23 protein-coding genes, 1 rRNA gene, 1 pseudogene and 2 other annotated features are annotated in these 20,777 nt (G+C 42.2%); all 25 genes and pseudogenes read left to right on the top strand.

Annotated elements, in window-relative coordinates; genetic code table 11:
• Positions 1 to 11: 11 nt before the first annotated feature.
• The 25 genes and pseudogenes from rrf (at position 12) to LJF29_RS19920 (ending at position 20,617) form a co-directional block, all read left to right on the top strand.
• Positions 12 to 127 (top strand): 5S ribosomal RNA (gene rrf, locus LJF29_RS20040).
• Between the two features lie 244 nt (positions 128 to 371).
• Complete coding sequence (gene ctsR / locus LJF29_RS20035; protein WP_010332747.1) at positions 372 to 836, top strand: transcriptional regulator CtsR; 465 nt, start codon at positions 372 to 374, stop codon at positions 834 to 836.
• Between the two features lie 13 nt (positions 837 to 849).
• Positions 850 to 1,407, top strand: coding sequence for a protein-arginine kinase activator protein McsA (gene mcsA, locus LJF29_RS20030; protein ID WP_010332748.1), 558 nt, complete (start codon positions 850 to 852; stop codon positions 1,405 to 1,407).
• Entirely contained in the window at positions 1,407 to 2,498 is a 1,092-nt protein-coding gene (locus LJF29_RS20025; RefSeq protein WP_168746771.1) for a protein arginine kinase, read from the top strand. Before mcsA ends, LJF29_RS20025 begins: the two co-directional genes overlap by 1 nt.
• The gene (clpC, locus tag LJF29_RS20020) at positions 2,495 to 4,927 is read left to right on the top strand and encodes an ATP-dependent protease ATP-binding subunit ClpC (protein WP_010332750.1); all 2,433 of its coding nucleotides are present in this window, start codon (positions 2,495 to 2,497) and stop codon (positions 4,925 to 4,927) included. The genes LJF29_RS20025 and clpC overlap by 4 nt, the downstream gene beginning before the upstream one ends.
• 91 nt (positions 4,928 to 5,018) lie before the next feature.
• Positions 5,019 to 6,395: a DNA repair protein RadA gene (radA, locus tag LJF29_RS20015; RefSeq protein WP_229150208.1), complete on the top strand. Its 1,377-nt coding sequence runs from the start codon at positions 5,019 to 5,021 to the stop codon at positions 6,393 to 6,395.
• Positions 6,396 to 6,398: 3 nt separating this feature from the next.
• The gene (gene disA / locus LJF29_RS20010; RefSeq protein WP_003242042.1) at positions 6,399 to 7,481 is read left to right on the top strand and encodes a DNA integrity scanning diadenylate cyclase DisA; all 1,083 of its coding nucleotides are present in this window, start codon (positions 6,399 to 6,401) and stop codon (positions 7,479 to 7,481) included.
• Positions 7,482 to 7,600: 119 nt separating this feature from the next.
• On the top strand, positions 7,601 to 8,701 hold the full coding sequence (locus LJF29_RS20005) for a PIN/TRAM domain-containing protein (protein ID WP_168746772.1): 1,101 nt from the start codon (positions 7,601 to 7,603) through the stop codon (positions 8,699 to 8,701).
• Positions 8,702 to 8,715: 14 nt separating this feature from the next.
• A complete protein-coding gene (gene ispD / locus LJF29_RS20000) occupies positions 8,716 to 9,414 on the top strand; it encodes a 2-C-methyl-D-erythritol 4-phosphate cytidylyltransferase (protein ID WP_229150207.1) in 699 nt (232 codons plus the stop codon).
• Positions 9,407 to 9,883 carry a 2-C-methyl-D-erythritol 2,4-cyclodiphosphate synthase gene (gene ispF / locus LJF29_RS19995; protein ID WP_010332754.1) on the top strand — a complete coding sequence of 159 codons (477 nt, stop codon included), beginning with the start codon at positions 9,407 to 9,409 and terminating at the stop codon, positions 9,881 to 9,883. The genes ispD and ispF overlap by 8 nt, the downstream gene beginning before the upstream one ends.
• A gap of 88 nt (positions 9,884 to 9,971) precedes the next feature.
• Positions 9,972 to 11,423 (top strand): glutamate--tRNA ligase, encoded by a 1,452-nt coding sequence (gene gltX, locus LJF29_RS19990; protein ID WP_229150206.1) that lies wholly within the window; start codon positions 9,972 to 9,974, stop codon positions 11,421 to 11,423.
• A gap of 2 nt (positions 11,424 to 11,425) precedes the next feature.
• Positions 11,426 to 11,656 (top strand) — a binding site (T-box leader).
• An 81-nt stretch (positions 11,657 to 11,737) separates the two neighbouring features.
• On the top strand, positions 11,738 to 12,391 hold the full coding sequence (gene cysE, locus LJF29_RS19985; RefSeq protein WP_229150205.1) for a serine O-acetyltransferase: 654 nt from the start codon (positions 11,738 to 11,740) through the stop codon (positions 12,389 to 12,391).
• Positions 12,388 to 13,788, top strand: a complete 1,401-nt coding sequence (gene cysS, locus LJF29_RS19980) for a cysteine--tRNA ligase (RefSeq protein ID WP_229150204.1) — start codon at positions 12,388 to 12,390, stop codon at positions 13,786 to 13,788. The genes cysE and cysS overlap by 4 nt, the downstream gene beginning before the upstream one ends.
• 3 nt (positions 13,789 to 13,791) lie before the next feature.
• Positions 13,792 to 14,215, top strand: a pseudogene (locus tag LJF29_RS19975) (mini-ribonuclease 3).
• A complete protein-coding gene (gene rlmB / locus LJF29_RS19970) occupies positions 14,208 to 14,957 on the top strand; it encodes a 23S rRNA (guanosine(2251)-2'-O)-methyltransferase RlmB (RefSeq protein ID WP_010332759.1) in 750 nt (249 codons plus the stop codon). Before LJF29_RS19975 ends, rlmB begins: the two are co-directional and overlap by 8 nt.
• Before the next feature lie 6 nt (positions 14,958 to 14,963).
• Entirely contained in the window at positions 14,964 to 15,476 is a 513-nt protein-coding gene (gene rae1, locus LJF29_RS19965) for a ribosome-dependent mRNA decay endonuclease Rae1/YacP (RefSeq protein ID WP_010332760.1), read from the top strand.
• Between the two features lie 62 nt (positions 15,477 to 15,538).
• Positions 15,539 to 16,195: an RNA polymerase sporulation sigma factor SigH gene (gene sigH / locus LJF29_RS19960; protein WP_003225758.1), complete on the top strand. Its 657-nt coding sequence runs from the start codon at positions 15,539 to 15,541 to the stop codon at positions 16,193 to 16,195.
• A gap of 92 nt (positions 16,196 to 16,287) precedes the next feature.
• Positions 16,288 to 16,437: a 50S ribosomal protein L33 gene (gene rpmG / locus LJF29_RS19955; RefSeq protein ID WP_044153430.1), complete on the top strand. Its 150-nt coding sequence runs from the start codon at positions 16,288 to 16,290 to the stop codon at positions 16,435 to 16,437.
• A gap of 33 nt (positions 16,438 to 16,470) precedes the next feature.
• Positions 16,471 to 16,650, top strand: coding sequence for a preprotein translocase subunit SecE (gene secE, locus LJF29_RS19950; RefSeq protein ID WP_010327716.1), 180 nt, complete (start codon positions 16,471 to 16,473; stop codon positions 16,648 to 16,650).
• Positions 16,651 to 16,833: 183 nt separating this feature from the next.
• Entirely contained in the window at positions 16,834 to 17,367 is a 534-nt protein-coding gene (gene nusG / locus LJF29_RS19945; RefSeq protein ID WP_010332761.1) for a transcription termination/antitermination protein NusG, read from the top strand.
• 167 nt (positions 17,368 to 17,534) lie between these two features.
• Positions 17,535 to 17,960: a 50S ribosomal protein L11 gene (gene rplK / locus LJF29_RS19940; RefSeq protein WP_003156430.1), complete on the top strand. Its 426-nt coding sequence runs from the start codon at positions 17,535 to 17,537 to the stop codon at positions 17,958 to 17,960.
• Between the two features lie 94 nt (positions 17,961 to 18,054).
• Positions 18,055 to 18,753: a 50S ribosomal protein L1 gene (gene rplA, locus LJF29_RS19935; RefSeq protein WP_003225765.1), complete on the top strand. Its 699-nt coding sequence runs from the start codon at positions 18,055 to 18,057 to the stop codon at positions 18,751 to 18,753.
• Positions 18,754 to 18,801: 48 nt separating this feature from the next.
• Positions 18,802 to 18,941: a sequence feature (ribosomal protein L10 leader region), on the top strand.
• A 64-nt stretch (positions 18,942 to 19,005) separates the two neighbouring features.
• Positions 19,006 to 19,506, top strand: coding sequence for a 50S ribosomal protein L10 (gene rplJ, locus LJF29_RS19930; RefSeq protein ID WP_010332762.1), 501 nt, complete (start codon positions 19,006 to 19,008; stop codon positions 19,504 to 19,506).
• Positions 19,507 to 19,549: 43 nt separating this feature from the next.
• Positions 19,550 to 19,921 (top strand): 50S ribosomal protein L7/L12, encoded by a 372-nt coding sequence (gene rplL / locus LJF29_RS19925; protein ID WP_003156436.1) that lies wholly within the window; start codon positions 19,550 to 19,552, stop codon positions 19,919 to 19,921.
• Between the two features lie 90 nt (positions 19,922 to 20,011).
• Positions 20,012 to 20,617, top strand: coding sequence for a class I SAM-dependent methyltransferase (locus LJF29_RS19920; protein ID WP_106021663.1), 606 nt, complete (start codon positions 20,012 to 20,014; stop codon positions 20,615 to 20,617).
• Positions 20,618 to 20,777 lie beyond the last annotated feature (160 nt).

Raw genomic sequence — 20,777 nt, 5'->3', positions numbered from 1 at the left:
ACTCTCAATTGTTTGGTGGCGATAGCGAAGAGGTCACACCCGTTCCCATGCCGAACACGGAAGTTAAGCTCTTCAGCGCCGATGGTAGTCGGGGGTTTCCCCCTGTGAGAGTAGGACGCCGCCAAGCAATTAATAAAAGGACAGCTCATATGAGCTGTCCTTTTTGCGTTCTCCTTTATTGGTATCATAAAATTTCATTTAGTTATATAATATAATAACTTCACAGAGAAATTTTAAGTGAATAATCAGGTTTTATGGATTTAGAAAATGGAAATACTTAAGATAGAGCGATAAAGTTGAAAATTCTCGAAAAACACCTTATAGTAAGATTAAAGTCAAATATAGTCAAAGTCAATAAAGGAGGGGGTTGAGTGGGACATAATATTTCTGACATCATTGAACAGTACTTGAAACAAGTGTTAGATCAAAATGGCAAGGAAATTTTAGAAATTAAACGGAGTGAAATTGCAGATAAATTTCAATGTGTTCCTTCCCAAATAAATTATGTCATCAACACCAGATTTACAAGCGAGAGAGGATATATTGTTGAGAGCAAACGCGGGGGCGGCGGTTACATCAGAATCATTAAAATTAAAATGAATAATGAAGTTGTCCTAATCAATAATATTATTTCTCAAATTAATACCCATTTGTCTCAAGCAGCCTCTGATGACATTATTTTAAGGCTATTAGAAGACAAGGTGATCTCTGAGAGAGAAGCAAAAATGATGGTCAGCGTGATGGATCGCTCAGTACTGTACATTGATTTGCCTGAACGTGATGAATTGAGAGCGAGAATGATGAAAGCTATGCTGACCGCTTTAAAATTAAAATAAGCGGGTGAAAAGATTGATTTGTCAAGAGTGCAATGAGAGACCAGCCACTTTTCACTTTACAAAGGTTGTTAACGGAGAGAAAAAAGAGGTTCACATCTGCGAACAATGTGCAAAAGAACACAGCGATTCATATGGTATAAGTGCAAGTCATGGTTTCTCTATTCATAATTTACTATCAGGCTTACTGAACATGGATTCTTCATTTCAGAATGCTGGGACTCAAATGTTCAGCCATTCCGAGCAAATATCTGCTTGTCCGAAGTGCGGAATGACATTTCAGCAATTTAGAAAAACCGGCCGATTTGGCTGTGCCGAATGTTATAAAACATTTCATAGCAACATTACACCGATCTTACGCAAAGTTCACAGCGGAAACACTGTGCATGGTGGGAAAATACCGAAACGTATAGGCGGCAACCTGCACGTCAGACGACAGATCGAAATGCTGAAAAAAGAATTAGAAGCTTTAATACACCAAGAAGAATTTGAAAATGCAGCCCATGTGAGAGATCAAATTCGTTCATTAGAACAGTCACTCAAAAGTACAGATAGTGAGGAGGAACAGGGGTAATGTCGCTAAAGCATTTTATTCAGGACGCATTAAGCAGTTGGATGAAGCAGAAAGGCCCTGAAAGTGACATTGTACTCAGCAGCCGCATACGTTTAGCTAGGAACTTTGAGAATATTCGGTTCCCTACGCGATATTCCAATGAAGAAGCCTCATCCATCTTGCAACAGTTTGAAGAACAGTTTTCAGAACATGAAATTCCCGGTGTCGGTAAATTCCTTTTAATCAGAATGAACGACGCACAGCCTTTAGAAAAACGGGTGCTTGTTGAAAAGCATCTCATCAGCCCTAATTTGACAGAGTCTCCTTTTGGCGGCTGTTTGCTTTCTGAAAATGAGGAAGTGAGCGTCATGTTGAATGAGGAGGACCACATTAGAATTCAGTGTCTTTTTCCAGGATTTCAGCTTCCACAAGCAATGAAAGCCGCAAACCAAGTTGATGACTGGATTGAGGAAAAGGTTGATTATGCATTTAGTGAGCAAAGAGGTTACTTAACCAGCTGTCCTACAAATGTAGGTACGGGCCTAAGGGCTTCAGTCATGATGCATCTTCCGGCACTGGTTTTAACTAGGCAAATTAATCGAATTATACCGGCTATTAATCAATTAGGCTTAGTTGTTAGAGGAATTTATGGGGAAGGCAGCGAAGCAGTAGGAAATATCTTTCAAATTTCAAATCAAATCACGCTTGGAAAGTCGGAGCAGGATATTGTCGATGACCTTAACAGCGTAGCTGCCCAGCTGATTGAACAGGAACGATCTGCTCGAGAAGCGCTTTACCAAACCTCTAAGATTGAGCTTGAGGATCGTGTGTATCGATCCTATGGAGTCTTGTCCAATTGCCGGATGATTGAATCGAAAGAAACTGCAAAGTGCCTTTCAGATGTTCGGTTAGGTATAGACTTAGGCATTATAAAAGGACTTTCAAGCAATATACTTAATGAACTGATGATTTTAACACAGCCGGGATTTTTACAGCAGTACTCGGGAGGCGCTTTGCGTCCGAACGAAAGAGATATACGAAGAGCGGCTCTTATCAGAGAACGGCTTCACTTAGAAATGAATGGGAATAGACAGGAGGATGAATCGATATGATGTTTGGAAGATTTACAGAACGGGCTCAAAAGGTACTGGCGCTTGCACAGGAAGAAGCACTTCGTTTAGGTCATAACAATATCGGCACTGAACATATTTTATTAGGACTGGTGCGAGAAGGAGAGGGCATCGCTGCTAAAGCACTTCAAGCGCTAGGACTTGGTTCAGATAAAATTCAAAAAGAAGTTGAGAGCTTAATCGGGCGCGGACAGGAAATGTCTCAAACGATTCATTATACTCCGAGAGCTAAAAAAGTCATTGAGTTATCAATGGATGAGGCCAGAAAACTCGGCCATTCTTATGTGGGAACAGAGCATATTCTTCTTGGTCTTATTCGCGAAGGTGAAGGTGTGGCTGCGAGAGTGCTTAACAATCTCGGAGTCAGCTTAAATAAAGCAAGACAGCAAGTGCTTCAGCTTCTTGGAAGTAATGAAACAGGTTCATCAGCGGCTGGAACAAACAGCAATGCGAATACGCCAACACTAGATAGCCTGGCAAGAGATTTAACAGCGATTGCAAAGGAAGACAGCCTTGATCCGGTTATCGGCAGAAGCAAAGAAATTCAGCGTGTTATTGAAGTGCTGAGCCGCAGAACGAAAAATAATCCTGTTCTGATTGGGGAACCGGGCGTAGGTAAAACGGCTATCGCAGAAGGTCTCGCACAGCAGATTATTAATAATGAAGTTCCCGAAATTTTACGGGATAAACGCGTTATGACATTAGACATGGGAACAGTTGTTGCCGGTACAAAATATCGTGGTGAATTTGAGGATCGTTTGAAAAAAGTTATGGATGAAATCCGTCAGGCAGGAAACATCATTCTATTCATTGATGAGCTCCATACACTAATCGGAGCGGGCGGAGCAGAAGGTGCCATTGACGCATCCAACATCTTGAAACCTTCACTTGCTCGCGGAGAACTTCAGTGTATCGGTGCGACAACTCTTGATGAGTACCGTAAATATATTGAAAAAGATGCAGCTCTGGAGCGCCGTTTTCAGCCAATCCAGGTTGATCAGCCGTCGGTAGACGAGAGCATTCAAATCTTAAAAGGCTTGCGTGACCGATATGAAGCTCACCACCGCGTTTCTATCACTGATGAAGCCATTGAAGCTGCGGTTAAGCTTTCTGACAGATATATTTCTGACCGTTTCCTTCCCGATAAAGCTATTGACTTGATCGATGAAGCGGGCTCAAAGGTCAGATTGCGTTCATTTACAACGCCTCCTAATTTAAAAGAGCTTGAACAGAAACTTGATGAAGTTCGTAAAGAGAAGGATGCTGCGGTGCAAAGCCAAGAATTTGAAAAAGCCGCTTCCTTGCGTGATACGGAACAGCGTTTGCGTGAGCAAGTGGAAGATACGAAAAAATCATGGAAAGAGAAGCAGGGGCAGGAAAACTCAGAGGTTTCTGTGGATGATATTGCGATGGTTGTATCCAGCTGGACTGGGGTGCCTGTTTCAAAAATCGCTCAAACTGAAACAGATAAGCTTCTTAATATGGAGAGTATTCTTCATTCCCGTGTCATCGGCCAAGATGAAGCTGTTGTAGCCGTTGCTAAAGCGGTCAGACGTGCGAGAGCAGGGCTAAAAGATCCTAAACGTCCAATCGGCTCATTCATTTTCTTAGGCCCTACAGGCGTAGGTAAAACAGAGCTTGCACGGGCACTTGCTGAGTCTATCTTCGGTGATGAAGAAGCCATGATCAGAATTGATATGTCTGAATACATGGAAAAACACTCGACTTCTAGACTTGTAGGTTCACCTCCAGGGTATGTGGGTTACGATGAGGGCGGCCAATTAACAGAGAAGGTAAGAAGAAAACCATACTCTGTTGTGCTTCTTGATGAAATTGAGAAAGCGCACCCTGACGTCTTCAATATCCTCCTTCAAGTTCTTGAAGACGGACGATTAACTGATTCTAAAGGCCGTACAGTCGATTTCCGCAACACGATTCTGATCATGACATCAAACGTCGGAGCAAGTGAGCTGAAACGCAACAAATATGTCGGCTTCAACGTTCAGGATGAGACGCAGAATCATAAAGACATGAAGGATAAAGTGATGGGTGAACTGAAACGTGCGTTCAGACCGGAATTCATCAACCGTATTGATGAAATTATCGTCTTCCATTCACTCGAGAAAAAACATCTGGCTGAAATCGTGTCATTGATGTCTGATCAATTAACGAAACGACTTAAAGAACAGGATCTTTCTATTGAATTGACGGAAGCTGCGAAAGCAAAAGTCGCGGAAGAGGGCGTAGACCTTGAATACGGTGCCCGCCCGCTCAGAAGAGCCATTCAAAAACATGTGGAGGATCGTTTATCTGAAGAGTTGCTCAGAGGTAACATTCATAAAGGGCACCATATCGTTCTTGATGTAGAAGATGGCGAATTTGTCGTAAAAACGACTGCTAAAACGAATTAATATAGAAGACGAAAATGAGGCATACAGCATGTAAGTGTATGCCTCAATTTCGTATCAAGAAATAGAACAAGGGAGAGGTCTTACACTATTTATGGCTAAAACAAAATCCAAATTCATCTGCCAATCCTGCGGCTACGAGTCTCCAAAATGGATGGGGAAATGTCCGGGCTGCGGTGCTTGGAATACAATGGTGGAAGAAATGATTAAAAAAGCACCGGCCAATCGGAGAGCGGCTTTTTCTCATTCTGTTCAAACCGTACAGAAACCTTCCCCCATAACATCAATCGAAACATCAGAAGAACCTCGGGTGAAAACACAGCTCGGCGAGTTTAACAGAGTGCTCGGCGGCGGAGTGGTAAAGGGGTCACTTGTTTTAATTGGCGGGGACCCCGGTATCGGGAAATCGACCTTACTACTGCAAGTATCCGCTCAGCTATCTGGTTCAACGCGTCATGTTCTATACATTTCAGGAGAAGAATCGGTAAAACAAACGAAATTAAGAGCAGACCGTCTGGGCATAAATAATCCCTCACTGCATGTTTTATCCGAAACCGATATGGAGTATATTTCGTCTGCTATAGAAGAGATGAATCCAGCGTTTGTCGTTGTCGACTCTATTCAAACGGTTTATCAAAGTGATATTACATCGGCTCCCGGCAGTGTATCACAGGTAAGAGAATGTACAGCCGCGCTGATGAAAATTGCAAAAACAAAAGGTATTCCGATATTTATTGTAGGTCACGTAACGAAAGAAGGGTCCATCGCGGGGCCGAGACTGCTGGAGCATATGGTTGACACTGTTTTATACTTTGAAGGAGAACGTCACCATACTTTCCGAATCTTACGGGCTGTAAAAAACCGCTTTGGTTCTACAAACGAAATGGGTATTTTTGAAATGCGGGAAGAAGGGCTCACTGAGGTACTGAATCCTTCAGAGATCTTCTTAGAAGAGCGTTCGGCGGGATCTTCGGGGTCGAGCATAACGGCTTCTATGGAAGGTACAAGGCCTATTCTTGTTGAAATTCAGGCACTCATCTCGCCAACGAGCTTTGGCAATCCGCGGCGCATGGCAACAGGGATAGATCATAACAGGGTGTCACTGTTAATGGCTGTATTAGAAAAAAGAGTAGGGCTGCTGCTGCAAAATCAGGATGCATATTTGAAGGTAGCGGGCGGCGTCAAACTAGATGAACCTGCGATTGATCTTGCTATAGCGGTAAGTATCGCATCGAGCTTTAGAGATACACCTCCAAATCCTGCAGATTGCTTTATAGGAGAAGTGGGATTAACCGGAGAAGTCCGCCGGGTATCAAGAATTGAACAGCGTGTAAAAGAAGCGGCAAAGCTTGGTTTTAAACGCATGATCATACCTGCGGCAAATCTGGATGGATGGACGAAACCAAAAGGGATTGAGGTCATCGGAGTAGCAAATGTTTCAGAGGCACTTCGTACTTCATTAGGAGGATAATAGATGGAAAAAGAGAAAAAAGGGGCGAAACATGAGTTAGATCTGTCTTCTATTTTGCAGTTTGTTGCTCCTGGAACACCGCTCAGAGCGGGGATAGAAAATGTGCTGAGAGCAAATACAGGCGGTCTGATTGTTGTTGGATATAATGATAAAGTAAAAGAAGTGGTGGATGGCGGTTTCCACATTAACACTGCTTTTTCTCCGGCGCATTTATATGAACTGGCTAAAATGGATGGTGCGATTATCTTAAGTGATTCTGGTCAAAAGATCCTATATGCCAATACACAATTGATGCCTGAAGCCACAATTTCTTCGTCAGAAACAGGAATGCGGCACCGCACCGCCGAAAGAGTAGCTAAGCAAACCGGCTGTCTCGTTATCGCAATTTCTGAGAGAAGAAATGTCATAACGTTATATCAGGAAAGTATGAAGTATACACTAAAAGACATAGGATTTATTTTAACAAAAGCGAACCAAGCCATTCAAACTCTAGAAAAATATAAAACAATTCTGGACAAAACGATTAATGCACTAAACGCATTAGAGTTTGAGGAACTCGTTACATTCAGCGATGTTCTGTCTGTGATGCACCGTTATGAAATGGTGCTGCGGATCAAAAATGAAATCAACATGTATATCAGGGAGCTGGGAACAGAAGGTCATTTGATTAAGCTGCAGGTCATCGAACTGATTACTGATATGGAAGAAGAGGCTGCTTTATTTATTAAGGATTACGTGAAGGAAAAAATTAAAGATCCGTTTGTCCTTTTAAAAGAGCTGCAGGATATGTCCAGCTACGATTTGCTTGATGATTCCATTGTTTATAAGCTTCTTGGTTACCCGGCTTCTACAAATCTTGATGACTATGTTCTGCCTAGAGGATACAGGCTGCTAAATAAGATACCGCGCCTTCCGATGCCAATTGTGGAAAATGTGGTGGAAGCATTTGGCGTCCTGCCGAGAATTATTGAGGCAAGTGCAGAAGAATTAGATGAAGTAGAGGGTATCGGTGAAGTACGAGCCCAAAAAATCAAAAAGGGCTTAAAACGTCTTCAAGAGAAGCATTATTTAGACAGACAGCTATGATTTTCGGTTAAAACCATATCATTACGGGTATATTATTGTTGGTTTTTGTTTATTCTGATATTCGTAGGTTGCATAAAATCTTATGAAATATAACAATTTTCTTTAAAGGAGGTGGGGGTATGTTAAAACGAATAGTTCAGGCGTTCTTCATTATTTTCGGCGGCGTTGTTGGTATATTTTTAATACCTGAATTGTTTGTACTGTTAAGTTTACAGGACATACCTTTAATAACAAACGCATATACGTCTGCGGCAATAGGTGCAATTATCTTTTTTCTCATCAGTATATGGGGTACAGATTACGTTGTGAACTGGGTGAAGTGGATAGAGGATTCATTATTAAAAGCGCCGGTTCCAGATTTGTTATTTGGAAGTCTTGGCTTAGTATTTGGACTTATAATTGCTTATCTTATCGTAAACGTTATTCCTTTAGACAATATACCTTACCGCATACTCAGCACAATCATCCCTGTGTTTTTAGCTTTCTTTCTCGGTTATCTTGGCTTTCAGGTGGGCTTTAAGAAAAAGGATGAACTGATCAGCCTATTCTCCATTTCCGCCAGAATGCAAAAGAAAAAAGGAGCAGCCGATGAAGAGCACGAGGTCCAAGACAAAAAGCTGAAAATCCTGGACACAAGTGTTATTATTGATGGGAGAATTGCAGATATTTGTCAGACTGGTTTTTTAGAGGGAATCATCGTGATTCCGCAGTTTGTCCTTGAGGAATTGCAGCATATCGCTGACTCCTCAGATGTGTTAAAACGCAACAGAGGGCGCCGCGGTCTTGATATCCTGAACCGCATTCAAAAAGAATTAGATATTAAAGTAGAAATTTATGAAGGTGACTTTGAAGATATTCAGGAGGTTGACAGCAAGCTTGTCAAACTCGCTAAACTGACATCCGGGGTCGTTGTGACGAATGATTTTAATTTAAATAAAGTATGCGAGCTTCAGAAGGTAGCAGTGTTGAACATTAATGACCTTGCCAACGCGGTCAAGCCCGTTGTGCTTCCGGGTGAGGAAATGAATGTTCAGGTCATTAAAGACGGCAAAGAGCATAATCAGGGAGTCGCTTACTTGGATGACGGCACTATGATTGTCGTTGAAGAAGGACGGAATTATATCGGCAAACACATTGATGTTCTCGTCACAAGCGTGCTGCAGACAGCAGCGGGACGAATGATTTTTGCCAAGCCTAAGCTGTTGGAGAAGGCGCTGTAAAGGGAGAAAGAACAATGAATTATGATGTGGTTATTCCTGCGGCCGGACAGGGGAAACGGATGAAGGCAGGGAGAAATAAACTGTTTATCGAGCTGAAAGGAGATCCGGTTATCATTCACACTTTACGGGTGTTTGACAGCCATCGTCCGTGCGACAGAATCATCTTGGTGATTAACGAGCGCGAACGTGAAGACTTTCAGCAATTGCTGAGCCAATATCCGTTTCAAACCGCTATCGAGCTTGTAGCAGGCGGAGATGAACGCCAGCACAGTGTTTATAAAGGGCTCAAAGCCATTAAACAAGAAAAGATTGTGCTCGTTCACGACGGCGCTCGTCCTTTTATAAAGCATGAACAGATTGACGAACTGATCGTTGAAGCGGAGCAGGCAGGAGCGGCCATCCTGGCTGTTCCGGTAAAAGATACGATTAAACGCGTTCAAGGTTTAGAAGTCAGTGAGACGATTGAACGTTCAAGCTTGTGGGCTGTCCAAACGCCACAAGCTTTTCGTCTTTCTTTATTGATGGAGGCTCACGCTGAGGCAGAGCGCACAGGATTTTTAGGAACGGATGACGCCAGTCTCGTCGAACAGCTTGAGGGCGGTTCGGTCCGTGTTGTAGAAGGTAACTATACAAATATTAAGCTGACCACTCCTGATGATTTAACGTCAGCTGAAGCTATCATGGAAGCAGAAAGTGGGAATAAACATGTTTAGAATCGGACAAGGTTTTGATGTGCACCAATTAGTAGAGGGCCGGCCTCTCATTATCGGCGGAGTTGAAATTCCGTATGAAAAAGGATTGCTCGGACATTCTGACGCGGATGTATTATTGCATACCGTTGCTGACGCATGCCTCGGAGCTGTCGGGGAGGGTGACATCGGCAAGCACTTTCCTGATACAGATCCTGAGTTCAAGGATGCTGATTCGTTTCAATTACTTCAGCATGTCTGGGGGATTGTGAAACAGAAAGGATATGTACTCGGAAATATTGATTGCACGATCATTGCACAGAAGCCAAAGATGGCGCCGTACATAGAAGACATGAGAAAAAGAATCGCCGAAGGGCTTGAGGCAGAGGTTTCCCAAGTGAATGTAAAAGCGACCACGACCGAAAAGCTTGGATTTACAGGAAGAGCGGAAGGAATAGCGGCTCAAGCGACAGTGCTGATACAAAAAGGCTAACTTGTTTTGATGCCCGGTCTATTTGGTGGTAGAATAGATGCATACATTTAGCCTGAGGCCATACATGAGATGAAAGGAAGTATTTGAAATGGGAAACGAAGTACGCGTTCGTTATGCACCGAGTCCAACAGGACATTTGCATATTGGAAATGCCAGAACGGCGCTTTTTAATTATTTATTTGCCCGCAACCAAGGCGGTAAGTTTATTATTCGTGTTGAGGACACGGATAAAAAACGCAACATTGAGGGCGGAGAACAAAGCCAGCTTAACTATTTAAAATGGCTTGGCATCGACTGGGATGAGAGTGTGGATGTCGGCGGAGATTACGGCCCATACCGTCAGTCCGAGCGTAATGATATCTATAAGGTTTACTATGAAGAGCTGCTTGAAAAAGGGCTTGCTTATAAATGTTTCTGTACGGAAGAAGAACTTGAAAAAGAACGTGAAGAGCAGATTGCCCGCGGAGAGATGCCGCGTTATTCCGGAAAGCACAGAGATCTGACTCAGGAAGAACAGGAAAAATTCCTTGCAGAGGGCAGAAAGCCGAGTATTCGTTTCCGCGTCCCTGAAGGAAAAATCATTGCGTTCATTGATATTGTAAAAGGTGAAATTTCTTTCGAATCTGATGGCATCGGCGACTTTGTTATTGTGAAAAAAGACGGCACGCCGACTTATAACTTTGCAGTAGCTGTGGATGACTATCTAATGAAAATGACGCACGTGCTGCGCGGTGAGGATCATATCTCGAATACACCAAAACAGATCATGATCTATCAAGCATTTGGATGGGATATTCCTCAGTTCGGCCACATGACGCTGATTGTAAATGAAAGCCGTAAAAAGCTCAGCAAACGTGATGAATCCATTATCCAATTCATTGAGCAATATAAAGAGCTTGGCTACTTGCCGGAAGCACTGTTTAACTTTATTGGCCTGCTGGGCTGGTCGCCGGTAGGAGAGGAAGAGCTTTTCACAAAAGAAGAGTTTATTGACATTTTTGATGTAAACCGGTTATCTAAATCACCAGCTCTGTTTGATATGCATAAGCTAAAATGGGTCAACAACCAATATGTGAAAAAATTGGATCTTGATCAGGTTGTTGAGCTTACGCTTCCGCATCTTCAAAAAGCCGGCAAAGTTGGCAATGAGCTTTCTCCTGAAGAACAAGAATGGGTTCGTAAACTGATTTCTCTATACCATGAGCAATTGAGCTACGGTGCAGAAATTGTTGAGCTGACTGATTTGTTCTTTACGGATGAGATCGAGTATAATCAAGAAGCAAAAGCTGTTCTAGAAGAAGAGCAGGTGCCTGAAGTGCTTAGCACATTCGCTGCGAAGCTTGAAGAGCTAGAGGAGTTCACTCCGGACCAGATCAAAGCTTCTATCAAAGCAGTGCAGAAAGAAACAGGTCATAAAGGGAAAAAGCTGTTTATGCCGATCCGTGTTGCTGTAACAGGTCAAACTCACGGTCCTGAGCTTCCGCAATCAATTGAACTGATCGGAAAAGAATCTGCAATTCAGCGGTTGAAAAATATCTAAATAGATGATTGTTGACAGGGAAGAGTATAAAGCTTTAGACCAATACAGAAAGGATCTTCATTGGCTGAGAGAGATCCAGGAGTCGGGTTTTAGAAGTGCGCCCTTAAGACCTTTGAAGAACGTTTTTCGAAATCAGTATTCAAAGGCGGCCGCCGCCGTTACAGGCTGAAGTTGGGAGAGCAGGAGTCTGCTTTTCAAACAGAGTGGAACCGCGCGGTTAAAGCGTCTCTGTCATGTTTACATGCAGAGGCGCTTTTTTTATTGGTGTCTAGAGGAAATAGATAGATGATAGCGTGTAGAATGGGGGGAAGCATGTGTTTTTTAAAATGTTCAAAGAAGACATTGATACGGTGTTCGATCAAGATCCTGCAGCACGAAGTTATTTTGAAGTGATTTTAACTTATTCCGGTTTACATGCTATATGGGCGCATCGGATTGCACATGCTTTATATAAACGAAAATTTTATTTCCTTGCACGCCTTATATCTCAGGTGAGCCGATTTTTTACAGGAATTGAAATCCACCCAGGGGCTACGATCGGAAGAAAATTTTTCATAGACCATGGGATGGGGGTTGTCATTGGGGAGACATGTGAAATCGGCAATAACGTAACCGTTTTTCAGGGGGTTACCCTTGGAGGAACGGGGAAAGAAAGAGGAAAAAGGCATCCGACAATTAAAGATGACGCATTGATTGCGACAGGTGCTAAAGTGCTCGGTTCAATAACTGTCGGTGAAGGCTCTAAAATAGGGGCAGGTTCAGTTGTGCTGCACGATGTTCCGGACTACTCGACAGTTGTCGGCATCCCGGGAAGGGTTGTCGTGCAAAACGGCAAGAAAATCAAACGGGATTTAAACCATCAGGATTTACCCGATCCTGTTGCTGACCGGTTTAAGTCTTTGGAACTGCAGATTTTAGAGCTGAAGGCGGAACTTGAAGACAGAAAAGAAAGGATTAATCAAAAATGACAATCACTCTTTATAATACATTGACCAGACAGAAGGAAACATTCGTTCCTCTTGAAGAGGGGAAAGTGAAAATGTACGTGTGCGGACCGACGGTTTACAATTATATTCATATAGGGAATGCCCGTCCGGCCATCGTTTATGACACGATACGAAACTATTTGGAGTATAAAGGCTACGATGTCCAGTATGTCTCTAACTTCACAGATGTAGATGATAAATTAATTAAAGCGGCAAATGAACTCGGTGAAGATGTTCCAACCATTTCTGAGCGTTTTATTAAGGCATACTTTGAAGATGTGGGCGCTCTTGGCTGCAGAAAAGCAGACCTTCATCCGCGCGTCATGGAAAACATGGACGCGATTATTGATTTCATAGATCAGCTGGTGAAAAAGGGCTATGCTTATGAATCTGAAGGAGATGTGTATTTCAAAACAAGAGCATTCGAGGGATACGGAAAGCTTTCGCAGCAATCGATTGATGAATTGAGATCTGGCGCACGCATCCGAGTTGGCGAGAAAAAAGAAGATGCTCTTGATTTCGCTCTGTGGAAAGCGGCTAAAGAAGGAGAAATCTCCTGGGATAGCCCTTGGGGGAAAGGACGTCCGGGCTGGCACATTGAGTGCTCTGCGATGGTGAAAAAGTACTTAGGTGATCAGATTGATATCCATGCAGGCGGCCAGGATTTAACCTTCCCTCACCATGAAAATGAAATTGCACAATCTGAAGCGCTGACTGGCAAAACATTTGCGAAATACTGGCTTCATAATGGCTATATCAATATCGATAATGAAAAAATGTCAAAATCACTCGGCAACTTTGTGCTTGTGCATGACATTATTAAACAGCATGATCCGCAGCTGCTCAGATTCTTTATGCTGTCTGTTCACTATCGCCACCCAATCAACTATTCAGAAGAGCTTCTGGAGAACACAAAGAGCGCGTTTAACCGGTTGAAAACAGCGTACAGCAACCTTCAGCACCGTTTAAACAGCAGCACGAATTTAACAGAAGATGATGATAAATGGCTTGCAAAGATTGAAGAACATCGAACAGCATTTGAAGAAGCAATGGATGATGATTTTAATACAGCGAATGCCATTTCTGTTTTGTTCGATTTGGCGAAAAATGCGAACTATTATCTTCAGGAAGATCATACGGCAGATCATGTGATTACAGCGTTTATTGACATGTTTGACCGAATTGTTTCTGTCCTCGGTTTCTCACTGGGTGAGCAGGAGCTTCTGGATCAAGAGATTGAAGATTTGATTGAAAAAAGAAATGAAGCGCGCCGCAATCGTGATTTTGCTCTGTCAGACCAGATCCGCGACCAGCTGAAAAGCATGAATATCATTCTTGAAGATACGGCTCAAGGCACTCGCTGGAAACGGGGAGAATAACGGATGCTTGATTTTGAAACGATAAAAGATTCAAAGCAGCTTAACGGTCTTGCGCTTGCTTATATAGGTGATGCCATTTTTGAAGTTTATGTGAGGCATCACCTGCTTAAGCAGGGATTTACCAAACCAAATGATCTTCACAAAAAATCAAGTCGGATCGTATCGGCAAAGTCACAGGCTGAGATCCTTTTCTTTCTGCGGAATCAATCATTTTTCACGGAAGAAGAGGAAGCGGTGCTGAAAAGAGGCAGAAATGCCAAGTCGGGAACGATACCTAAAAATACAGATGTTCAGACGTACCGCTATAGTACAGCATTTGAAGCACTGCTGGGCTATCTTTTTCTTGAGAAAAAAGAAGAAAGACTGAATCAGCTTGTTGCTGAAGCTATACAATTCGGGACGGTCAGGGAGGAAAACAAATGAGTGAGCAACATGATTACGTCATAGGAAAAAATGCAGTGATCGAGACGTTAAAATCAGATCGTAAGCTGTATAAGCTGTGGATGGCGGAAAACACCGTAAAAGGACAAGCACAGCAGGTGATTGAGCTTGCGAAAAAGCAGGGCATCACCATTCAATACGTCCCCAGAAAAAAACTCGACCAAATGGTTACAGGGCAGCATCAAGGCGTAGTGGCACAGGTCGCAGCATATGAGTACGCGGAACTGGACGACTTATATAAAGCGGCAGAGGAAAGAAATGAACAGCCTTTCTTTCTCATTCTAGACGAGCTTGAGGACCCTCATAATCTCGGTTCAATTATGAGAACAGCCGATGCAGTCGGCGCCCATGGCATTGTGATTCCAAAACGCAGAGCTGTCGGTCTGACAACTACGGTGGCGAAGGCTTCAACAGGCGCAATTGAGCATATTCCAGTGGCAAAGGTCACTAATTTGGCGCGAACACTAGAGGAGATGAAAGAGCGGGGAATCTGGGTTGTCGGGACGGATGCATCCGCGCGGGAGGATTACCGCACAATGGACGGCGGCATGCCTTTGGCTCTCGTCATCGGAAGTGAAGGAAAAGGAATGGGACGCCTGATTAAAGAAAAATGTGATTTTCTTATTAAACTCCCGATGGCCGGTAAAGTTACTTCACTCAATGCATCTGTAGCGGCGGGGCTTTTGATGTATGAAGTCTACCGGAAACGAAATCCTCTGGGAGAATAATGATTAATGGATATCCTGTTAGTAGACGGATACAACATGATTGGAGCCTGGCCGCAGCTGAAGGATTTAAAAGCGAACAGTTTTGAAGAGGCGAGAGACGTACTGATTCAGAAAATGGCTGAATATCAATCGTATACAGGAAACAGGGTTATTGTCGTATTTGACGCACATCTTGTAAAGGGGCTTGAGAAAAAACAGACCAATCACAGAGTTGAAGTGATTTTCACAAAAGAGAATGAGACTGCGGATGAGCGGATAGAAAAGCTGGCACAGGCTCTGAATAACATTTCGACTCAAATTCATGTTGCGACCTCTGACTACACTGAGCAGTGGGCGATTTTCGGACAGGGGGCATTGCGAAAATCAGCCCGTGAGCTCTTGAGAGAGGTAGAAGCAATCGAAAGGCGAATCGAAAGGCGGGTAAGAAAGATCACTTCCGAAAAGCCAGCGGGTAAAATTGCTTTATCGGAAGAGGTTTTGAAAACGTTTGAAAAATGGCGGAGGGGCGACTTAGATTAAGTTGACGCTTTTTTGTCCAATAATGTATAATATTTCTATCTACGTGCGCCGGGGGGATCGGAGTGAATCTACAGAACAACAAGGGAAAATTCAACAAAGAGCAGTTTTGCCAGTTGGAGGACGAGCAGGTCATTGAAAAGGTTCATGTTGGGGACAGTGATGCGTTAGATTACTTGATTACGAAGTACCGAAACTTTGTTCGTGCAAAAGCAAGATCCTATTTTTTAATAGGTGCGGACAGAGAAGATATTGTTCAGGAAGGAATGATAGGCCTCTATAAGTCTATTCGTGACTTCAAAGAGGACAAGCTTACCTCTTTCAAAGCTTTCGCAGAATTATGTATTACCCGCCAAATTATTACCGCAATAAAGACAGCTACTCGCCAGAAACACATTCCTTTGAATTCCTACGTCTCATTAGATAAACCGATTTTTGATGAAGAATCAGACCGAACGCTGCTTGATGTTATTTCGGGAGCGAAAACATTAAACCCAGAAGAAATGATTATCAATCAGGAAGAATTTGATGATATAGAAATGAAAATGGGAGAACTTTTAAGTGATTTAGAGAGAAAAGTACTTGTATTATATCTAGACGGAAGAAGCTATCAAGAGATTTCAGATGAGCTGAACCGCCATGTGAAATCGATCGATAACGCTCTTCAGCGAGTGAAACGCAAGCTGGAGAAGTACCTGGAAATTCGTGAGATCAGTTTGTAATAGGTATTTATGGTATATTGACAGTATTTTTCCGACTATGATATGTTACTTAAGATAAGAACTAATGTCTATTTAGAAAAAGGTGTAATGACATGAGAAAAAAGATTACGTTAGCATGCAAGACATGCGGAAACCGTAATTATACGACAATGAAGAGCTCTGCATCAGCGGCTGAGCGATTAGAAGTAAAGAAATACTGCAGTACTTGCAATTCACATACATCTCATCTTGAAACAAAATAGTGTTTGCGCTTTTAAATTGTGGAGGTCTTTTACATGCGTATTATGAGATTCTTTAAAGATGTTGGGAAAGAAATGAAAAAGGTAAGCTGGCCTAAAGGAAAAGAGTTAACTCGCTATACCATCACGGTTATTTCAACAGTTATCTTTTTTATTATCTTTTTTGCCCTCCTTGACACAGGAATTTCTCAATTAATTCGTTTAATAGTTGAATAATGATCAGCAATACGTGCTATAATAGATCATAATATCACTTGCCAAAACCCGTTCAGCGGGTTTTTTATTGTGGGTTAAAAATGAAAGTTATCATAGGCTTACCGCCTATTTTTTGCATGAAGCGTTATGGTAGTACACTAAAACCAAATGCGGGGAGGGAAGGACTGGACAGTCCTGAAGAGAATGGAAAAGAATTGGTATGTTGTTCACACGTACTCTGGTTATGAGAACAAAGTAAAAGCCAACTTGGAAAAACGTGTTGAATCAATGGGGATGCAGGATAAGATTTTTCGTGTAGTCGTACCTGAAGAAGAAGAGACAGATATCAAAAACGGCAAGAAAAAAGTCGTCAAAAAGAAAGTATTCCCTGGTTATGTCCTTGTTGAAATCGTCATGACGGATGATTCTTGGTATGTTGTCCGCAACACACCTGGTGTTACTGGATTCGTAGGTTCCGCCGGCTCTGGTTCAAAACCGACGGCGCTTCTTCCTGGCGAAGCAGAAACCATTCTGAAGAGAATGGGTATGGACGAACGCAAAACTGACATTGACTTTGAATTAAAAGAGACAGTGAAAGTGATAGACGGACCTTTTGCCAACTTTACTGGATCAATTGAAGAGATTGACTACGATAAAAGCAAGGTTAAAGTTTTCGTTAATATGTTCGGCCGTGAAACGCCGGTTGAGCTGGAATTTACCCAGATCGACAAATTGTAATGTGAAAAAACTTGAAATTGCTATATATAAATGATAATATAGCAAAGGTACGTCTTGGACTTATCCAAGGCAGCTAGCTTGATATTTCATCATTCATATAAAGAATGAAACCTTGAGTGGGAGGGTTTACCCTATTACCACATCACGGACTTAAGGAGGTGTGTCTCGTGGCTAAAAAAGTAGTAAAAGTTGTAAAATTGCAAATTCCTGCTGGAAAAGCTAACCCAGCGCCGCCAGTTGGACCTGCACTAGGTCAAGCCGGTGTTAATATCATGGGATTCTGTAAGGAGTTTAACGCTCGTACAGCTGACCAAGCTGGTTTAATCATTCCTGTTGAAATTTCGGTTTACGAAGACCGTTCATTTACATTTATTACAAAAACTCCACCTGCTGCAGTATTGCTTAAAAAAGCAGCTGGAATTGAGTCTGGTTCTGGTGAACCAAACCGTAATAAAGTGGCAACCGTTAAGCGCGATAAAGTACGCGAAATCGCTGAAACGAAAATGCCTGACTTAAACGCAGCAGACGTTGAAGCGGCAATGCGCATGGTTGAAGGTACTGCACGCAGTATGGGTATTGTAATCGAGGATTAATTTGTTTCTTGTCGGGTTGCGAGTTTTCACAAGTTCGCAACCCTTATTCGTGGGAGGTTATTCCGCTATAACCACATAAGGAGGAAATTTTAAAATGGCTAAAAAAGGTAAAAAGTACGCAGAAGCTGCTAAGCTTGTAGATCGTGCGAAAGCTTACGATGTTTCTGAAGCAGTAGCTCTCGTTAAAAAAACAAACACAGCTAAATTCGACGCTACAGTTGAAGTTGCATTCCGTCTAGGGGTTGACCCTCGTAAAAACGACCAGCAAATCCGCGGAGCAGTTGTGCTTCCAAACGGAACTGGTAAAACTCAGCGCGTTCTCGTTTTCGCAAAAGGCGAAAAAGCGAAAGAAGCTGAAGCTGCTGGTGCAGATTACGTTGGAGATACTGACTACATCAACAAAATTCAACAAGGCTGGTTCGATTTCGATGTAATCGTAGCTACACCTGACATGATGGGTGAAGTTGGTAAAATCGGTCGTGTGCTTGGACCAAAAGGTTTAATGCCAAACCCTAAAACTGGTACAGTTACTTTCGAAGTTGAAAAAGCAATCGGCGAAATCAAAGCTGGTAAAGTTGAATACCGCGTAGATAAAGCTGGAAACATCCATGTTCCTATCGGTAAAGTTTCTTTCGAGGATGAAAAACTTGTTGAGAACTTCACAACAATGTATGATACAATCCTGAAAGCGAAACCTGCTGCAGCAAAAGGTGTTTACGTGAAAAACGTTGCTGTAACTTCTACTATGGGACCTGGTGTCAAAGTAGACGCTTCAACTTTCAACGTAAAATAATATTTGACATGACATCAACATTCTGATATGATTCAAAATGTTGTAAAATATAATATATCATTTATACCGTAGACAGTAGGGGCTTAACAGCTTAATATCCTACCGAGGTGTATATTATCACAGCTATTACGTTACGTATGCTTGTATATACAGCCTCCATGTCTCATGGAGGCTTTTTATATGGAATCCGTTTCTCAGTCGTGATCACCTGACGGTATAAGTGTTACACAAGAATCTACAGGAGGTGTAACCATGAGCAGCGCAATTGAAACAAAAAAAGTTGTTGTTGAAGAAATTACTTCTAAATTAAAAGAAAGCAAATCAACGATCATCGTTGATTACCGCGGACTTAACGTTTCTGAAGTAACAGAACTTCGTAAACAGCTTCGTGAAGCTAACGTTGAGTTCAAAGTTTACAAAAACACAATGACTCGCCGTGCGGTTGAACAAGCTGAACTTGATGGTTTGAATGATGTCTTAACTGGACCGAATGCAATTGCATTCAGTACTGAGGATGTTGTCGCTCCAGCTAAAGTTATTAACGAGTTTGCTAAACAGCATGAAGCTCTTGAAATCAAAGCTGGCGTTATCGAAGGTAAAGTTTCTACTGTTGAAGAAGTGAAAGCTCTTGCTGAACTTCCATCACGCGAAGGCTTGCTTTCTATGTTGCTTAGCGTACTTCAAGCTCCAGTTCGTAACCTTGCTCTTGCTGCAAAAGCTGTGGCAGATCAAAAGGAAGAACAAGGCGCTTAATCTAATCAGTTTTTAAAATCAAAACAAAATGGAGGAATTACAAATGGCTTTAAATATCGAAGAAATCATTGCTTCCGTTAAAGAAGCAACTGTACTTGAATTGAACGACCTAGTAAAAGCAATCGAAGAAGAATTTGGCGTAACTGCTGCTGCTCCTGTAGCTGTAGCTGGCGGAGCTGCTGCTGGCGGAGCTGCTGAAGAGCAAAGCGAATTCGACCTTATCCTTGCTGGTGCAGGTTCACAAAAAATCAAAGTTATCAAAGTTGTACGTGAAATCACTGGTCTTGGCTTGAAAGAAGCTAAAGAACTTGTTGACAACACTCCAAAACCTCTTAAAGAAGGTATTGCTAAAGAAGAAGCTGAAGAGCTTAAAGCTAAACTTGAAGAAGTTGGCGCTTCTGTAGAAGTTAAGTAATCTTCACTTGCCTGTAGGGGAAGCTCGCTTTTATGAGGCGGGCTTTTTCTTTGCCATTCTTTAAGTAATGAAAAAAAGGAGGTTCTAATAATGAGTGAGCACTATTATTCAGAAAAACCTTCAGTAAAAAGCAACAAACAAACATGGTCTTTTAGGCTTCGAAACAAGGAGTTTACGTTTACCAGCGACAGCGGTGTTTTTTCTAAAAAAGAAGTCGATTTTGGCTCACGCCTGCTGGTCGAATCTTTTGAAGAGCCTGAAGTTGAGGGCAGCTTTTTAGATGTAGGCTGCGGCTATGGCCCGATTGGATTATCGCTGGCTAGTGACTTTAAAGACCGGACCATCCACATGATTGATGTTAATGAAAGAGCCGTAGAGTTATCAAATGAAAATGCAGAACGAAACGGGATAACAAACGTTGAGATTTACCAAAGCGATTTGTTTTCAAACGTTGACTCTGCGCAAACATTTGCTTCTATTCTTACAAATCCCCCAATCCGAGCCGGAAAAAAAGTTGTCCATGCTATCTTTGAGAAAAGCGCTGAACACTTAAAAGCTTCAGGTGAATTGTGGATCGTCATACAGAAAAAACAAGGTGCGCCTTCTGCCATTGAAAAGCTTGAGGAACTGTTCGAAGAAGTTTCTGTCGTTCAAAAAAAGAAAGGCTATTATATCATAAAAGCAAAAAAAGTTTGACTCGGTATTTTGGCTATGTTAATATTATAAAATGCCAATGTATATATTTAGATTGATATGATGAAATGTCAATATCTATGTATAAATTATACAAGTATGGAAATGCTAATAAAATCGGTATTTGTTTTTGGATGTGGTTTTCTTAATTAGAAACCCTTTT

The organism is Bacillus sp. LBG-1-113 (genome assembly GCF_020708615.1).
Taxonomy (GTDB): Bacteria; Bacillota; Bacilli; order Bacillales; family Bacillaceae; genus Bacillus; species Bacillus mojavensis.
Note: the sequence above shows the minus strand (reverse complement) of the source record. Positions and strands in the feature narration are given on the sequence as shown.

Excerpts from the sequence above, each read along its gene's own strand:
- LJF29_RS20025 (WP_168746771.1), top strand. The coding sequence starts at position 1,407 with ATGTCGCTAAAGCATTTTATTCAGGACGCATTAAGCAGTTGGATGAAG.
- clpC (WP_010332750.1), top strand. The coding sequence starts at position 2,495 with ATGATGTTTGGAAGATTTACAGAACGGGCTCAAAAGGTACTGGCGCTT.
- radA (WP_229150208.1), top strand. The coding sequence starts at position 5,019 with ATGGCTAAAACAAAATCCAAATTCATCTGCCAATCCTGCGGCTACGAG.
- disA (WP_003242042.1), top strand. The coding sequence starts at position 6,399 with ATGGAAAAAGAGAAAAAAGGGGCGAAACATGAGTTAGATCTGTCTTCT.
- LJF29_RS20005 (WP_168746772.1), top strand. The coding sequence starts at position 7,601 with ATGTTAAAACGAATAGTTCAGGCGTTCTTCATTATTTTCGGCGGCGTT.
- ispD (WP_229150207.1), top strand. The coding sequence starts at position 8,716 with ATGAATTATGATGTGGTTATTCCTGCGGCCGGACAGGGGAAACGGATG.
- ispF (WP_010332754.1), top strand. The coding sequence starts at position 9,407 with ATGTTTAGAATCGGACAAGGTTTTGATGTGCACCAATTAGTAGAGGGC.
- gltX (WP_229150206.1), top strand. The coding sequence starts at position 9,972 with ATGGGAAACGAAGTACGCGTTCGTTATGCACCGAGTCCAACAGGACAT.
- cysS (WP_229150204.1), top strand. The coding sequence starts at position 12,388 with ATGACAATCACTCTTTATAATACATTGACCAGACAGAAGGAAACATTC.
- rlmB (WP_010332759.1), top strand. The coding sequence starts at position 14,208 with ATGAGTGAGCAACATGATTACGTCATAGGAAAAAATGCAGTGATCGAG.
- rae1 (WP_010332760.1), top strand. The coding sequence starts at position 14,964 with ATGGATATCCTGTTAGTAGACGGATACAACATGATTGGAGCCTGGCCG.
- rpmG (WP_044153430.1), top strand. The coding sequence starts at position 16,288 with ATGAGAAAAAAGATTACGTTAGCATGCAAGACATGCGGAAACCGTAAT.
- secE (WP_010327716.1), top strand. The coding sequence starts at position 16,471 with ATGCGTATTATGAGATTCTTTAAAGATGTTGGGAAAGAAATGAAAAAG.
- nusG (WP_010332761.1), top strand. The coding sequence starts at position 16,834 with ATGGAAAAGAATTGGTATGTTGTTCACACGTACTCTGGTTATGAGAAC.
- rplA (WP_003225765.1), top strand. The coding sequence starts at position 18,055 with ATGGCTAAAAAAGGTAAAAAGTACGCAGAAGCTGCTAAGCTTGTAGAT.
- rplJ (WP_010332762.1), top strand. The coding sequence starts at position 19,006 with ATGAGCAGCGCAATTGAAACAAAAAAAGTTGTTGTTGAAGAAATTACT.
- rplL (WP_003156436.1), top strand. The coding sequence starts at position 19,550 with ATGGCTTTAAATATCGAAGAAATCATTGCTTCCGTTAAAGAAGCAACT.
- LJF29_RS19920 (WP_106021663.1), top strand. The coding sequence starts at position 20,012 with ATGAGTGAGCACTATTATTCAGAAAAACCTTCAGTAAAAAGCAACAAA.